The following is a 16,279-nucleotide window of genomic DNA, read 5'->3' as shown; positions in this document are numbered from 1 at the left end:
TATGATTAAAATTGCACCATCGATCTTATCAGCAGATTTTTCAAAATTAGGGGAAGAAATTAAAGATGTAGAAAAGGGCGGAGCAGATTACATTCACGTCGATGTAATGGATGGACATTTCGTGCCAAATATTACGATTGGACCATTAATTGTAGAAGCAATCCGTCCGATTACATCGTTACCATTAGATGTACATTTAATGATTGAAAATCCTGATAACTATATCCCGACTTTCGCAAAAGCGGGAGCGGATATTATTACTGTTCATGTAGAGGCGTGCCCTCATTTACATCGTACAATTCAGTTAATTAAATCTCATGGCATTAAAGCGGGGGTTGTATTAAATCCGCATACGCCAGTTTCAGCTATTGAGCATGTATTAGAAGATATCGATATGGTATTACTTATGACAGTAAATCCTGGATTCGGTGGACAGAAATTTATTCATTCTGTATTACCGAAAATTAAACAAGTTGCAGATATGGTTAAAGAGCGCAATCTAGACGTAGAAATTGAAGTTGATGGTGGTGTAAACGCTGAAACAGCAAGACTTTGTGTGGAAGCAGGAGCAAATGTACTTGTAGCTGGATCAGCAGTATACAATCAAAAAGACCGCGGTGAAGCAATTCGTGTCATTCGTGGATAATGAATGAGCGAGTCTTTATCCCAGTGAATCTTCTAGTGTAGTAAGTTTTCACTATTTATAAAGGATAGAGAAAAAATATGTAAAAAGGCAATCTACCGAATGGCAGATTGCCTTTTTACAATAGAAGGGGAAGGAAACATGATTATTCATATTTTAGCGGGAGGTCCTGCGGAATATTGTGCAGATTTTTCTCGATATGAAAATGAGAAAGTAGTGTGGGCGGCAGTTGATAGAGGAGTATATCGTTTATTAAAAGGCGGAATTACTCCAACTGTTGCGTTTGGAGATTACGATTCGGTTACTGAAGAGGAATTAGTATGGATGGGGCAGCAAACAAATGACTTACATATTGTTCCTCGTGAAAAAGATCAAACGGATTTAGAAATTGCGATTAACTGGGCATTAGAACAAAATCCGACATTGATTCGTATTTTTGGTGCTACCGGCGGAAGGTTAGATCACGGTTTAGCAAATATACAGATGCTTTTAAAAGGGTTAGAAGTCGGGATAGAAATGTGCATTGTCGACAATAAAAATGAAATAAGCGTAAAAAAAGTGGGTACACATATAATTGAAGAAAATAAAAATTTCCCTTATGTATCCTTCGTGCCGGTTACTGAAATAGTTGAAGGGATTACATTACTTGGTTTTAAGTATCCTCTAACTAACAAAACAATAGAGTGGGGATCGACACTTTGTATTAGTAATGAACTCGTTGAGGAAAAAGGTACTTTTTCATTTACTTCTGGCATATTAATGGTGATAAGAAGCACTGATTAAAGAAACAATTTTGCTCCTTACATCATATAGTGAACAAGTGGAGTAATGGGGATTAGGAGGGAAACCATGAGATTTTATACAATTAAGTTACCTAAATTTCTTGGTGGAATTGTTCGTGCCATGTTAAATACCTTCAAAAAAGATTAAAAAAAGCACCTATTACCGGTGCTTTTTTCATTGGTATAGTAAAAAAAGAGCCTAGCGGCTCTTTTTTTTATTATTAAACACGTTCGATTTTGCCAGATTTTAATGCTCTAGCAGAAACGTAAACACGTTGAACTTTTCCGTCGATGCGTACGCGAACTTTTTGAAGGTTAGCGCCCCACTTACGTTTTGTAGCGTTCATTGCGTGAGAACGAGAGTTACCAGAACGAGCTTTTCTTCCAGTAATAGCACAAACACGAGCCATTTATATTTCCCTCCCTTGATACCTTACCATACGTAATTTTTCAATGTTAGTCTTTTATGCGATGCTAAAAACACTACTATAATTTAACACAACTAAATAGAGAATGCAACACTGTAGAAAAAAGAAATCAAGAAAAATTACTTGACACTACATATCAATGAAGAAAAGTTGAAATCAAGAAAAATTGCTTGACATATTATAGTGGTACATGTTGTATAATAACAATGGACTATTTTGCTCATCATAAAAAATGTGATTTAAAACATAAAATATGAGAGTGAAAAGAAAGAACGATGGAATTTTCTTTAAAAAGATTATATGATAGTAACTAAAGTAGTCTAACTCACTTTCACCATTTATGAAGGGGGAAAACGAGATGTCAATTGAAATTAAAACGAAGTACGGTCAAATTGATATTAGTACAGATGTAATTGCAACAATTGCTGGAGGTGCCGCGGTAGATTGCTACGGTATCGTAGGTATGGCATCAAAAAATCAGTTAAAAGATGGATTAACAGACATTTTACGAAAAGAAAACTTCACTAGAGGTGTTATCGTTCGTAAAGATGAAGATGAAGTACATATTGATATGTATATTATTGTGAGCTATGGTACGAAAATTTCAGAAGTAGCACATAACGTGCAGACGAAAGTGAAATATACATTAGATCAAACTGTAGGACTAGCAGTAGATTCTGTAAACATCTACGTACAAGGAGTTAAAGTAATAAACTTGTAATGTGCATTAAGGAGGAAAATCTGTGTCAATTCAAAAAATTGATGGAAAACGTTTATCACAAATGATCATTCAAGGAGCGAATAATTTAACAAATAATGTTCAGCTTGTTGATGCATTAAACGTATTTCCAGTTCCAGATGGCGATACCGGTACAAACATGAACTTATCTATGACTTCAGGCGCACGTGAAGTGAAAGCGAATCCTTCACAACATGCTGGTAAAGTCGGCGTAAGTTTAGCCAAAGGATTATTAATGGGAGCTCGTGGTAACTCTGGAGTTATTTTATCTCAGTTATTCCGTGGTTTCTCAAAATCCATTGAACAAAAAGAAGAATTAACAACAGTTGATTTTGCTGCAGCTTTAGAAGCTGGAGTAGAGGCGGCATACAAAGCGGTTATGAAACCGATTGAAGGAACGATTTTAACGGTTGCAAGAGAAACGGGTAAATATGCAGTAACAGTTGCGAAAAAACAGCGCGACTTTGTTTTGTTTATGGAAGACGTTGTGAAAGAAGCGAACGCATCGTTAAATCGTACGCCAGATTTATTACCTGTATTAAAACAAGTTGGCGTTGTAGATAGCGGTGGTAAAGGTCTTGTAGTAGTATACGAAGGATTTTTAGCTGACTTAAAAGGAGAAACGATTTCTTCTGATGCACCTGCCCAACCATCTATGAATGAGATGGTACGAGCAGAACATCACCGTAGTGTACAAAGCCAATTGAGTACAGAAGATATTAAGTATGGATATTGTACGGAGTTCATGGTGAAATTAGAGGCTGAAAAAGTGAAAGAGCATAATTTCTCTGAACAAAAATTCCGTGAAGATATTAGTGTGTATGGTGATTCTCTATTAGTTGTATCTGATGATGAAATTGTAAAAGTTCATATCCATGCAGAGCATCCTGGAGACGCTATGAACTACGGGCAACGTTACGGTAGTTTAATCAAGATTAAAGTAGAGAATATGCGTGAACAGCATACTGCTTTATTAGATGAGCCTGCTATGATGCCTGAGCCAATTAGCCAGTCTAAAGAGAAGCAACCATATGGTATCGTAACTGTAGCTATGGGATCTGGTATTAAAACTTTATTTGAGAGCATTGGCGCTACGAAGGTTATCGAAGGCGGCCAAACGATGAATCCAAGTACGGAGGATATTGTAAAGGCGATTGAAGAAGCGAACGCTGAAAAAATCATCATTTTACCAAATAACGGAAATATCGTGATGGCAGCAGAACAAGCAGCGTCAGTTGTGGATCAAGAAGTGATTGTAGTTCGTTCAAAAACAGTTCCTCAAGGTATGGCTGCAATGTTAGCATTTAATCCAGTTGGAACGTTAGAAGAAAATGAAGAAAACATGAAAGAAGCTTTATCTCATGTGAAAACTGGACAAATTACGTATGCTGTACGGGATACGGAAATTGATGGTGTCGCAATTCAAAAAGATGACTTCATGTGTATTGCAGATGGAAAAATCGTATCAACAAATGCAGAAAAAGTAGGAGCTGCAAAGCAATTACTAGAAGCACTTATTGATGAAGATTCTGAAATCGTAACGATTCTACAAGGTGAAGATGCAACTGATGAAGAAGTAGCTGAGTTAGTTGAATTTGTAGAAGAGAAATTTGAAGATGCAGAAGTAGAAGTACATGCTGGAAACCAACCGGTATATTCTTTCATCTTCTCTGTAGAATAAGAAAAATTCGTTTTGAAAATAAATGGATTACTTACTTGCTAATGGATAAGAAGTAGTAATATGAAGTTTATTACTAGTTTTTATTCAAAAGGCTAGCATATTGAAGATAAAAAAGAGCCTTGCTGCTAATAGTGAGGCTCTTTTCTTTCGTGTTGCTTATGAGGTATTTGAGTAGTTTCTCTTAGAATGCCTATGATAGAATATATAAGGTGAAAGAGAGCGATTACAGATGTCAATCGTGTTAATCGATAATGTATCGAAGAAAATAATGTGACGGAGCGTGAGAATCTTGAATGAAGTTGTACAAGTTCCTGTTACGGATGTAAAGGGAATCGGAGGAGAAACATCTGAATTACTACACGAGATGGGAATTTATACAGTTTCTCATCTATTAGAACATTTTCCGTACCGTTATGAAGATTATGCGATGAAAGATCTTGCTGAAGTCAAGCATGATGAACGTGTAACAGTTGAGGGGAAAGTTCATAGTGCTCCTTTACTGCAATATTATGGGAAGAAAAAGTCGCGCCTTACGGTTCGTGTCCTCGTCGGTCGTTATTTAATTACAGCTGTATGTTTTAATAGACCGTACTATAAGCAGAAGTTAACTTTAGATGAAACGGTAACGATAACAGGTAAATGGGATCAGCACCGTCAAACGATTGCGGTATCTGAGCTTCATTTTGGACCTGTTGTACGTCAACAAGAAGTTGAACCTGTATACTCAGTGAAGGGGAAACTTACAGTAAAACAGATGCGCCGCTTTATTGCACAAGCGTTAAAGGAGTATGGAGACTCTATAGTCGAAGTGCTGCCTGATGGATTGCTAAGTCGATATAAATTACTGCCACGTTATGAAGCGCTCAAGGCGCTTCATTTCCCGGCAGGGCAGGAAGATTTAAAACAAGCGCGTCGCCGTTTTGTATATGAGGAATTTTTCTTATTTCAGCTGAAAATGCAAACATTACGGAAGATGGAGAGGGAAAATTCGAAAGGGACGGAAAAAGAAATTCCTTTAGCAGAATTGCAAGAGTTTATCGATGCACTTCCGTTTCCGTTAACTGGCGCGCAACGCCGGGTTGTAGATGAAATTATGAAAGATATGACATCTCCTTATCGAATGAATCGTTTGTTACAAGGTGATGTAGGTTCTGGTAAAACGGTTGTTGCAGCAATTGGCCTTTATGCAGCGAAATTAGCACATTATCAAGGTGCTTTAATGGTTCCTACAGAAATTTTAGCAGAACAACATTATCAATCACTTGCAGAGACGTTCTCACACTTTGGTATGAAAGTTGAATTGTTAACAAGTTCAGTTAAAGGCGTGAGACGTCGAGAGATTTTGGCGAAATTAGAACAAGGAGAAATAGATATTCTTGTTGGAACACATGCTTTAATTCAAGATGAAGTTATCTTTCATAGGTTAGGTCTCGTTATTACTGATGAGCAACATCGATTTGGTGTAGCGCAGCGACGAGTTTTAAGAGAGAAAGGTGAAAGCCCGGACGTATTATTTATGACGGCGACCCCAATTCCGCGTACGTTAGCAATTACTGCATTTGGGGAGATGGATGTTTCTATAATCGATGAGATGCCAGCTGGTAGAAAGGTAATTGAAACATACTGGGCAAAACATGATATGTTAGATCGAGTTCTCGGTTTTGTGGAGAAGGAGATAAAAAAAGGAAGACAAGCATATGTTATTTGTCCCCTTATTGAAGAATCAGAGAAACTTGATGTGCAAAATGCAATCGACTTACATAGCATGCTGACTCATCATTATCAAGGGAAATGTCAAGTCGGATTAATGCATGGGAGATTATCATCTCAAGAAAAAGAAGAGATAATGGGACAATTTAGTGAAAATAAAGTGCAAATTCTTGTATCGACAACAGTAGTTGAAGTAGGTGTGAACGTACCGAATGCGACTGTAATGGTTATTTATGATGCGGAGCGTTTCGGTTTATCGCAGCTTCATCAGCTGAGAGGGCGTGTTGGCCGTGGTAGTGAACAGTCGTATTGTTTATTAATCGCGGATCCAAAATCGGAAACGGGAAAAGAGCGAATGCGTATTATGACCGAAACGAATGATGGATTTGTATTGTCAGAAAAAGATTTAGAGTTAAGAGGTCCTGGAGATTTCTTTGGAAGTAAGCAAAGTGGTTTACCAGAATTCAAGGTTGCTGATATGGTACATGATTATCGAGCGTTAGAAACAGCTAGACAAGATGCGGCGTTACTAGTAGATTCAGAAGCGTTTTGGCATAATGATCAATATGCTTCACTGCGTACGTATCTAGACGGAACGGGTGTGTTCCAGGGAGAGAAGCTTGATTAAAGGGAGGCAACGAAAGTTTTTGTTGCATTCTACTTTTAATGATTATATACTACTGTTAGTACCTAGTCATAAAAATGGATGGTGCGGTATGAAAAAAAGAAGAAGTAAAAAAGAAAGACAAGAATTATTACAACAAACTATAGAAACGAATCCTTTTATTACGGATGAAGATTTAGCAGAAAAATTTCAAGTGAGTATACAAACTGTACGTCTTGATCGTATGGAATTATCTATTCCTGAATTAAGAGAAAGAATTAAACATGTAGCTACAAAGCAACATGAAGAAGATGTGAAATCTTTACCGCTAGAAGAGGTTGTCGGAGAAATTATCGATATAGAATTAGATAGACATGCGATTTCTATCTTTGAAGTGAAGGTAGAACACGTATTTAAAAGAAATCAAATTGCCCGTGGGCATCATTTGTTTGCACAAGCAAACTCACTAGCTGTTGCGGTTATTGATGAAGAATTAGCTTTAACTGCAAAGTCTACCATTCGATACATTCGTCCTGTAAAATTAGGGGAGCGTGTCGTTGCGAAAGCGCGCGTTGAAGATGTAGAGAATGATAAAGGACGGACGGTTGTCAAAGTGCGTAGCTTTGTTGGAGAAGAACTTGTTTTTACAGGCACTTTTGAAATGTATCGATCTAGTAATTATAGTGAGGAAGGTAACAACTTATGAAAATCGCAATAGATGCAATGGGCGGCGATCATGCTCCAAAGGCTGTCGTACTAGGAGCAATGAAAGCTATTAAGGAATATTCTGATTTACATATTACGTTAGTAGGGAAAGAAGAGGAAATTCGTCAATACTTAACGAGTGAAGAACGAATTGCTATACTCCATACAGATGAAAAAATAGAATCGACAGATGAACCAGTAAGAGCGGTTCGTCGAAAAAAACAAGCTTCAATGGTACTAGCGGCGCAGCAAGTGAAAGACGGTGTAGCGGATGCTTGTATATCAGCTGGTAGTACAGGAGCTTTAATGGCGGCTGGATTGTTTGTTGTAGGTCGTATGGAAGGGATTGAGCGACCGGCTTTATCCCCTACAATGCCAACTGTTGATGGAGAAGGTTTTGTTATGTTAGATGTTGGAGCGAACGTTGATGCAAAACCAATTCATTTATATCAATATGCAGTAATGGGATCTGTATACGCAGAGAAAGTAAGAGGAATTAAAAATCCTCGCGTTGGACTTTTAAACGTTGGAACAGAGGATGGCAAAGGGAACGAGCTTTCAAAACAAGTCTTTGCAATGCTTAAGGATGCCCCGATTAATTTCGTTGGGAACGTTGAATCAAGAGATTTATTGCAAGGTGTAGCAGATGTTGTTGTATGTGATGGTTTTACAGGCAATGTAGCACTGAAATCATTAGAAGGAACAGCGCTTGCATTATTCTCTATGTTAAAAGAGCAGTTAATGAGTTCGTTTACGACCAAATTAGCAGCAGCGGTATTAAAACCAAAACTTATGGTATTAAAAGATAAAATGGATTATTCGGAGTATGGAGGGGCGGCATTATTTGGATTGAAAGCTCCTGTCGTTAAGGCTCACGGTTCTTCTAATGACCAATCGATATTTAGTGCGATTCGTCAAACGAGAGAAATGGTAGCAAAAGAAGTGATTCCTACTATTTCAAGCGTAATGGAGAAAGAGCCACTCCAATAAGAGGAGGATTTGAAGTGGGAAAACTAGCATTTCTTTTTCCAGGCCAAGGTTCACAGGCAGTTGGAATGGGTAAACAGTTAGCAGAGAATAATAAAGAGGTTGCAAATGTGTTTGCAAAAGCAGATGAGGTGTTGCAAGATTCACTTTCAGAAGTGATTTTTGAAGGGCCACAGGAAAAGCTTACGTTAACGACAAATGCGCAGCCGGCCTTATTAACAACGAGTTTTGCTATTTTGACAGCTTTGAAAGAGTATGATATTACACCAGACTTTGTCGCAGGACATAGTTTAGGCGAATATAGTGCCCTTGTAGCAGCAGGTGCAATAAATTTTGAAGACGCTGTTTATGCTGTAAGGAAACGTGGGGAATATATGGAAGAAGCTGTTCCTGGCGGAGAAGGTGCAATGGCGGCTATTTTAGGTGCTGATCCACATATGCTGAAACAAGTTACAGAAGAAGTAACAAGTGAGGGATATGCAGTACAAATCGCTAACATGAATAGTACGAAGCAAATTGTGATTTCTGGAACAAAGCAAGGAGTCGAGATTGCTTCTCAAAGAGCGAAAGAAAATGGTGCAAAGAGAGCAATTCCGCTTAAGGTAAGTGGACCGTTCCATTCTTCGCTTATGAAGCCAGCAGCGGAAAAATTCCAAAGTGTCTTAAATGAAATTACAATTCAAGATACGAACATTCCGGTTATCGCAAATGTAACAGCGGACGTTATTACAAGTGGTGCACATATTCAAGAAAAGTTAATCGAGCAGCTCTATTCACCTGTCTTATGGTACCCATCTATTGAATATATGGTGAATCAAGGGGTAGATACATTTATTGAGATTGGACCTGGGAAAGTACTTGCTGGACTTATGAAGTCAATAGATTCATCAGTGAAAGCATATGCGATATACGATGAAGAAACATTGAAAGATACCATTTCAAATTTGAGAGGAGAAAACTGATGTTAAAAGGGAAAGTAGCATTAGTAACTGGTGCTTCACGTGGAATTGGTCGTGCGATTGCGATTGATTTAGCGAAACAAGGGGCAAATGTTGTAGTAAATTATGCTGGTAATGAGCAAAAGGCAAATGAAGTAGTTGATGAAATCAAGAAATTAGGTTCGGATGCAATTGCAGTAAGAGCAGATGTTGCAAATGCTGAAGATGTTACAAATATGGTGAAACAAACTGTAGATACATTTGGACAAGTTGATATTCTTGTAAATAATGCAGGTGTAACAAAAGATAATTTATTAATGCGTATGAAAGAAGAAGAATGGGATACAGTTATTAATACAAACCTAAAAGGTGTATTCTTATGTACGAAGGCAGTATCTCGATATATGATGCGTCAACGTCATGGACGTATTGTTAATATCGCTTCTGTTGTTGGAGTAACGGGTAATCCAGGACAAGCAAACTATGTTGCTGCTAAAGCAGGTGTAATTGGATTAACAAAAACATCAGCAAAAGAGTTAGCGAGCCGTAATATTACTGTAAATGCAATTGCTCCTGGGTTTATTGCGACAGATATGACAGACGTATTAGATGAAAATGTAAAAGCTGAAATGTTAAAATTAATTCCTGCAGCTCAGTTTGGTGAAGCGCAAGATATCGCAAATGCTGTAACGTTTTTTGCTTCTAATCAAAGCAAATATATTACAGGTCAAACGTTAAATGTTGATGGCGGTATGGTAATGTAATAAAAGAATTGATTTCAACTAGTTTTTTTGGCTAATATTTAATATAATATTTGAGGGGAGGTGAATGGAATGGCAGATGTTTTAGAGCGTGTAACAAAAATCATCGTTGATCGTTTAGGTGTAGAAGAAACTGAAGTAGTACCAGCTGCGAGCTTTAAAGAAGATTTAGGTGCAGACTCCCTAGATGTAGTAGAACTTGTAATGCAATTGGAAGATGAATTTGAAATGGAAATTTCTGATGAAGATGCTGAAAAGATTGCTACTGTTGGCGATGCTGTGACTTACATAGAGAGTCATCTATAATGCTTAAGTGAAGTCCCGTTTTTTAGCGGGGCTTCTCGGCTTATATCTGGAGGGACCTATGCCGTACCGAAAACATAGAGAAAAAAAATACGAAACAAAATATCGTGAAGCGTTTAAAGTATTTCAAGAAGAGATAGGTATTACGTTTTCAGATGAAAAATTATTGATTCAAGCATTTACGCATTCATCGTATGTGAATGAGCATCGAAAAAAACCACATGAAGACAATGAGCGTCTCGAATTTCTTGGAGATGCAGTATTGGAACTTACTGTGTCGCAGTATCTGTTTCAAAAATATCCGACAATGAGCGAAGGAGAGTTAACAAAATTACGTGCAGCTATTGTATGTGAACCATCTCTTGTTCGTTTTGCAAACGAGTTGTCATTTGGTAGCCTTGTTTTATTAGGTAAAGGTGAGGAAATGACAGGTGGACGTGAACGACCAGCTTTATTAGCGGATGTCTTTGAAGCGTTTATTGGTGCCCTTTATCTTGATCAAGGGTTAGAAACAGTATGGGGCTTCTTAAAAGAAATTGTATACCCTAAAATTAATGAAGGTGCTTTTTCTCATGTGATGGATTATAAGAGTCAATTACAAGAGTTGATTCAGCGTGATGGTAGTGGCAATATTGAGTATCAAATTTTGCAAGAAAAAGGACCAGCTCACAATCGAGAATTTGTGTCACGTGTTACGTTAAATAACGTGGCTTTAGGTCTTGGTAGTGGCAAGTCGAAAAAAGAAGCAGAGCAACAAGCTGCTGCAGAAGCGTTGAAAAAGTTAAAAGAACAACTATAAGGAATCCCCCTTTGAATGAGGGGGATTCCTTGTGCATAGAATGAAACTTTCCTTTCGTTTGTAAATGAAAGGAAAGGAAATCCGTATAATAGTTTGTTTTTGTATAAACAACATTTGTGGCAACGGAGAATAGGAGGAAGGCCTTTCGTGTTTTTAAAAAGATTAGAAATAGCAGGATTTAAGTCTTTTGCTGAGCGTGTATCTGTTGATTTCGTCCCAGGTGTAACGTCTGTAGTAGGACCTAATGGAAGCGGGAAAAGTAATATTACTGATGCCATTCGCTGGGTACTTGGTGAACAATCGGCAAAATCATTACGTGGTGCAAAGATGGAAGATATTATTTTTGCAGGTAGTGATACGAGAAGAGCAGTTAATGTTGCTGAAGTAACGATAACTTTAAATAATGAAGATCAACGTTTACCGATTGAATATAATGAGGTGTGTGTAACGCGTCGTGTATCTCGTTCTGGTGATAGTGACTTTTATATTAATAAACAATCATGTAGATTGAAAGATATTATCGATTTATTTATGGACTCTGGTATGGGAAGAGAAGCTTTTTCGATTATTAGCCAGGGGAAAGTTGAAGAGATTTTAAGTAGTAAATCGGAAGAACGTCGTGGTGTATTTGAAGAAGCGGCAGGAGTGCTGAAATACAAACTTCGTAAAAAGAAAGCTGAAGGAAAATTAGCAGACACACAAGAAAACTTAAATCGTGTACAAGATATAATTCACGAATTAAGTAGTCAAGTAGAGCCTTTAGAAAGACAAGCTTCTATTGCGAAAGATTATCTAGAGAAAAAAGAAGAGTTAGAGAAAGTAGAAGCGGCGCTTATTGTACATGAAATTGAAGAATTACATGAGAAATGGGAGGCGCTTCGAAATCAGTTTGGGCATAATAAAGACGAAGAAGCGAAAATGTCAACGCATTTACAAAAAGGCGAAGAAGAGCTAGAGGAATTACGAGGCCAATTGCAAGCAGTAGATGAGTCTGTAGATTCCTTGCAAGAAGTACTTCTTCTTTCTAGTAAAGAACTAGAAAAGTTAGAAGGGCAGCGTGAGTTATTAAAAGAGAGAAAGCAAAATGCAACGACGCATTGTGCGCAACTCGAACAGTTAATTGTTGAATTAACAGCGAAAGCTACAAGTTATGATGGTGAAATAGACTCAAGTACAGAAGTGTTAATGCAGTTTGTAAATCAAGTAAAAGAGTTGGAGACGAAATTGCATGATAATGAGCAATTGCTTGCAACGTTTGCTGACAATTTAGAGGAACAAATTGAGAATTTAAAAGGTGACTATATTGAACTTTTAAATCAACAAGCTAGTCATCGCAATGAATTATCTATGATTGAAGAACAATCTAAACAACAAAACTCTAAAAATGAACGCCTCGATGAAGAAAATGCAAAATATGTAGAAATGCGTATGGAAATTACAGCGAAAAAGACGAAACTGGTGGAAAGTTATGAACAAGTGAAAGAAAAAGTAGCTGGAATCCTTTCACATATACAAAAGACAGAAGCGGCACTTGGGAAATGCAAGACGCAGTATAGTGAAAACGAAACAAAACTGTATCAAGCGTATCAATTTGTACAACAGGCACGTTCTCGAAAAGAAATGTTAGAGGAGATGCAAGAAGATTACTCTGGTTTCTATCAAGGGGTACGTGAAGTATTAAAAGCTAGAGAAAATAGGTTGCAAGGTATTGAGGGTGCTGTTGCAGAACTGCTAACGGTACCGAAAGAATATGAAGTTGCAATGGAAATTGCTCTAGGTGCAGCGATGCAACATATTGTCGTACAAAAAGAAGAGCATGCTCGTAATGCAATTGCATTTTTAAAACAAAATAAACATGGACGAGCAACGTTTTTACCACAAGCTGTTATTAAAAGTAGATCGTTATCATTTGATCAATTGCGTATTGTAAATCAACACCCATCATTTGTAGGTGTAGCAGCAGAACTTGTGCAGTATAACAATAAATATGAAAATGTAGTTTCGAATTTATTAGGTACTGTTATCGTTGCAAAAGATTTACGCGGGGCGAATGAGTTGGCGAAACAACTACAATACCGTTATCGTATTGTAACAATCGAAGGTGATGTAGTGAACCCTGGCGGTTCTATGACAGGTGGAGCAGTAAAACAGGCGAAATCTTCTTTATTAGGGCGTCAACGTGAGCTAGAAGAGTGGACGAACAAGTTAACTGATATGGAAGAAAAAACGACGAAGTTAGAAAACTTTGTTAAAGCAGTAAAGCAAGAAATTCAAGAAAAAGAAGTGCAAATACGTGAACTAAGACAAAGCGTAGAGGTAGAGCGCGTAGATGAACAGAAATTAAGAGAAGAAATTAGTCGCTTGGAATTAGAAGAACATCGTATTAATGATCGTTTATCTATTTATGATTTAGAAATTGAAGGGTTCTTGCAAGATCAAGTGAAAATACAAGGGCGTAAAGAAGAGTTAGAAAAGATTTTAGCGACTCTACAAGTTGAGATTACGGAATTAGATAGCAAAATCGTAGCTTTAACAAAACAAAAAAGCGAGCAGCATTCTTCGAAAGAAAAAGTTCAAAAAGAAATGACTGAGTTAAAAGTGTTGGCAGCTGAAAAGCAACAACGCTTATCTAATCAAAAAGAAAAAGTTGAACGATTGACGAAGGAAAAAGAAGAAACGGATGCAACGCTTCTCAAAACAAAAGAGGATTTAGCATTCTTAAAACAAGAAATGACATCGAATTCAAGTGGTGAAGAGCAAATTACGAATATGATTGAGAAGAAAGCATATGATCGTAATCAAACTTCAGAGTTAATTCGCTCTCGTCGCGAACAACGTGTATCGTTACAAGAGAGAGTAGAACAGTTAGAGCGTAATTTGAAAGAAACAACAGGTAAACATAAATACATTCTTGAGATGTTGAAAGATCAAGAAGTAAAAATTAACCGACTTGATGTAGAGTTAGAAAATAGATTACAACATTTACGTGAAACATATACGATTTCGTTTGAAGCGGCAAAACTGAAGTATACAATGGTGATGCCTGCCGAGGACGCACGTAAAAAGGTGAAACTAATTAAACTATCCATCGAAGAGTTAGGCACAGTAAATCTAGGCGCAATTGAAGAGTATGAGCGTGTAGCAGAGCGTCATACGTTCTTACTAGAGCAAAAAGAGGACCTAGAAGAAGCGAAAACGACATTGCACCAACTTATTACTGAAATGGATGAAGAAATGAAAAAACGCTTTTCTACTACGTTTGAAGGAATTCGAATGGAGTTTCAATCGGTATTCTCTGAATTATTCGGAGGCGGTAGAGCGGATTTAGTCATGACAAATCCAGAGGACTTATTAAATACGGGTATTGATATCGTAGCGCAACCGCCAGGGAAGAAACTGCAAAACTTAGGTTTACTTTCAGGTGGAGAGCGTGCTTTAACAGCAATTGCGCTGTTATTTGGTATTTTAAAAGTGCGCCCAGTCCCATTCTGTGTACTAGATGAGGTAGAGGCTGCTCTTGATGAAGCAAACGTTGCCCGTTTTGCCCAGTATTTAAAGAAATTTAGTGATGAGACACAGTTTATTGTAATTACACATAGAAAAGGTACAATGGAAGAGTCTGACGTATTGTACGGTGTAACGATGCAAGAGTCAGGGGTATCTAAACTTGTCTCGGTTCGTTTAGATGATGGAGAAGAACTAGTTGCAAGCAAATAGGAAGGATGGGACAGTATGAGCTTTTTTAAAAAACTAAAAGAAAAAATTTCAAAACAAACAGATACGGTAACAGAGAAGTTTAAACAAGGATTAGAAAAAACGAGAAATTCATTTGCAGATAAAGTAAATGATTTAGTCTTTCGTTACCGTAAAGTAGATGAAGATTTCTTCGAAGAATTAGAAGAAATTTTAATCGGCGCGGACGTTGGCGTTTCAACAGTGATGGAATTAATTGATCAATTGAAAGAAGAAGTACAACGCCGTAACATTCAAGATCCAAAAGAAGTACAAGCTGTTATTTCAGAAAAACTAATAGAAATTTATAAAGGCGACAGCGACTTTACTAATGAAATTAATATGCAAAAAGATGGCTTGACAGTTGTTTTATTTGTTGGTGTTAATGGTGTAGGTAAAACGACAACAATTGGTAAGATGGCTCATAAGTTTAAATCAGAAGGTAAGTCTGTCTTATTAGCGGCAGGAGATACGTTCCGTGCTGGAGCGATTGAACAATTAGAAGTATGGGGCAATCGCGTTGGTGTAGAAGTGATTAAACAAGGATCAGGGTCTGACCCAGCAGCGGTTATGTATGATGCTGTACAAGCCGCAAAAGCACGTAACGTAGACGTATTATTATGTGATACAGCAGGACGTTTGCAAAATAAAGTGAACTTAATGAAAGAGTTAGAGAAAGTAAAGCGTGTAATTGAGCGTGAAGTACCGGGAGCTCCTCATGAAGTATTACTTGTTATTGATGCTACAACAGGACAAAATGGTTTAAGTCAAGCGAAAACATTCCGTGAAGCAACGAATGTTACTGGTATTGTTTTAACGAAGTTAGATGGAACTGCTAAAGGTGGTATTGTAGTAGCGATTCGTAACGAAATGGATGTACCAGTGAAATTTGTTGGATTAGGAGAGCAAATGGATGATTTGCAGCAGTTCGATCCAGAACAATATGTGTATGGTTTATTTGCGAACTTAGTAGAAACAGAAGAAGTATAAGTGAAAGAAGCGGTAATTTCCGCTTCTTTTTCTATAAAAATATGTGATGTTAAGAAAAAAACTTGACACTCTTTTGTACTCCATGTAAACTAATTCATGTAAAGGGAAATCACTTAACAAAGGATGATCCAACATGCTCGAAAAAACAACGAGAATGAACTATTTATTTGATTTTTATCAATCGTTGTTAACGCAAAAACAAAGAAGTTATATGTCGCTTTATTATCTAGATGATTTATCTCTTGGTGAAATTGCGGAAGAATTTGATGTAAGTCGCCAAGCCGTGTATGATAACATTAAACGGACTGAAGCGATGCTTGAAGAATATGAAGAAAAATTAGTATTACTTCAAAAGTTTCAAGAGCGACAGCGACTTGTTGCAAAGCTAAAACAGCTAATCAGCGAAGAAGAGCATGTGAATGAAGAAATGAAACAAGTTGTTGAAGCTATCGAAAAATTAGATTAGGAGGGCGGCAA

Annotated in this window: 16 protein-coding genes; 15 read left to right on the top strand and 1 reads right to left on the bottom strand. The window is 37.4% G+C overall.

Annotation, left to right across the window (positions count from 1 at the left end; all coding sequences use genetic code 11):
- Position 1 precedes the first annotated feature (1 nt).
- The 3 genes from rpe to spoVM all read left to right on the top strand — a co-directional run bounded on the left by rpe (position 2) and on the right by spoVM (position 1,573).
- On the top strand, positions 2–646 hold the full coding sequence (rpe, locus tag AC3WVA_RS00780; protein WP_048530533.1) for a ribulose-phosphate 3-epimerase: 645 nt from the start codon (positions 2–4) through the stop codon (positions 644–646).
- Between the two features lie 99 nt (positions 647–745).
- Positions 746–1,426: a thiamine diphosphokinase gene (locus tag AC3WVA_RS00775; protein ID WP_048530532.1), complete on the top strand. Its 681-nt coding sequence runs from the start codon at positions 746–748 to the stop codon at positions 1,424–1,426.
- Between the two features lie 66 nt (positions 1,427–1,492).
- Positions 1,493–1,573, top strand: a complete 81-nt coding sequence (spoVM, locus tag AC3WVA_RS00770; RefSeq protein ID WP_001213599.1) for a stage V sporulation protein SpoVM — start codon at positions 1,493–1,495, stop codon at positions 1,571–1,573.
- Between the two features lie 73 nt (positions 1,574–1,646).
- Here spoVM and rpmB read toward each other — a convergent pair whose 3' ends face one another.
- Positions 1,647–1,835: a 50S ribosomal protein L28 gene (rpmB, locus tag AC3WVA_RS00765; RefSeq protein WP_000124776.1), complete on the bottom strand. Its 189-nt coding sequence runs from the start codon at positions 1,833–1,835 to the stop codon at positions 1,647–1,649.
- Positions 1,836–2,211: 376 nt separating this feature from the next.
- Here rpmB and AC3WVA_RS00760 point away from each other — a divergent pair, with 376 nt between their 5' ends.
- The 12 genes from AC3WVA_RS00760 to AC3WVA_RS00705 all read left to right on the top strand — a co-directional run bounded on the left by AC3WVA_RS00760 (position 2,212) and on the right by AC3WVA_RS00705 (position 16,268).
- Entirely contained in the window at positions 2,212–2,574 is a 363-nt protein-coding gene (locus AC3WVA_RS00760) for an Asp23/Gls24 family envelope stress response protein (RefSeq protein ID WP_000021109.1), read from the top strand.
- Between the two features lie 22 nt (positions 2,575–2,596).
- Positions 2,597–4,273: a DAK2 domain-containing protein gene (locus AC3WVA_RS00755; protein WP_048530531.1), complete on the top strand. Its 1,677-nt coding sequence runs from the start codon at positions 2,597–2,599 to the stop codon at positions 4,271–4,273.
- Between the two features lie 289 nt (positions 4,274–4,562).
- On the top strand, positions 4,563–6,611 hold the full coding sequence (gene recG, locus AC3WVA_RS00750) for an ATP-dependent DNA helicase RecG (RefSeq protein ID WP_048530529.1): 2,049 nt from the start codon (positions 4,563–4,565) through the stop codon (positions 6,609–6,611).
- 88 nt (positions 6,612–6,699) lie between these two features.
- A complete protein-coding gene (gene fapR / locus AC3WVA_RS00745) occupies positions 6,700–7,293 on the top strand; it encodes a transcription factor FapR (protein WP_000747352.1) in 594 nt (197 codons plus the stop codon).
- Complete coding sequence (plsX, locus tag AC3WVA_RS00740; protein ID WP_492321749.1) at positions 7,290–8,282, top strand: phosphate acyltransferase PlsX; 993 nt, start codon at positions 7,290–7,292, stop codon at positions 8,280–8,282. The genes fapR and plsX overlap by 4 nt, the downstream gene beginning before the upstream one ends.
- A gap of 14 nt (positions 8,283–8,296) precedes the next feature.
- Positions 8,297–9,241 (top strand): ACP S-malonyltransferase, encoded by a 945-nt coding sequence (fabD, locus tag AC3WVA_RS00735; protein WP_048530525.1) that lies wholly within the window; start codon positions 8,297–8,299, stop codon positions 9,239–9,241.
- A complete protein-coding gene (gene fabG / locus AC3WVA_RS00730) occupies positions 9,241–9,981 on the top strand; it encodes a 3-oxoacyl-[acyl-carrier-protein] reductase (RefSeq protein WP_492321748.1) in 741 nt (246 codons plus the stop codon). The genes fabD and fabG overlap by 1 nt, the downstream gene beginning before the upstream one ends.
- A gap of 69 nt (positions 9,982–10,050) precedes the next feature.
- Positions 10,051–10,284, top strand: a complete 234-nt coding sequence (gene acpP / locus AC3WVA_RS00725; protein ID WP_000786062.1) for an acyl carrier protein — start codon at positions 10,051–10,053, stop codon at positions 10,282–10,284.
- 58 nt (positions 10,285–10,342) lie between these two features.
- On the top strand, positions 10,343–11,080 hold the full coding sequence (rncS, locus tag AC3WVA_RS00720; RefSeq protein WP_001146867.1) for a ribonuclease III: 738 nt from the start codon (positions 10,343–10,345) through the stop codon (positions 11,078–11,080).
- Positions 11,081–11,227: 147 nt separating this feature from the next.
- Positions 11,228–14,797 (top strand): chromosome segregation protein SMC, encoded by a 3,570-nt coding sequence (smc, locus tag AC3WVA_RS00715; RefSeq protein WP_492321747.1) that lies wholly within the window; start codon positions 11,228–11,230, stop codon positions 14,795–14,797.
- Between the two features lie 15 nt (positions 14,798–14,812).
- The gene (gene ftsY / locus AC3WVA_RS00710) at positions 14,813–15,802 is read left to right on the top strand and encodes a signal recognition particle-docking protein FtsY (protein ID WP_098520342.1); all 990 of its coding nucleotides are present in this window, start codon (positions 14,813–14,815) and stop codon (positions 15,800–15,802) included.
- 133 nt (positions 15,803–15,935) lie between these two features.
- Positions 15,936–16,268 carry a putative DNA-binding protein gene (locus AC3WVA_RS00705; RefSeq protein WP_000891062.1) on the top strand — a complete coding sequence of 111 codons (333 nt, stop codon included), beginning with the start codon at positions 15,936–15,938 and terminating at the stop codon, positions 16,266–16,268.
- Positions 16,269–16,279: the final 11 nt, after the last annotated feature.

The organism is Bacillus sp. EB106-04-02-XG92, assembly GCF_058791995.1.
Note: the sequence above shows the minus strand (reverse complement) of the source record. Positions and strands in the feature narration are given on the sequence as shown.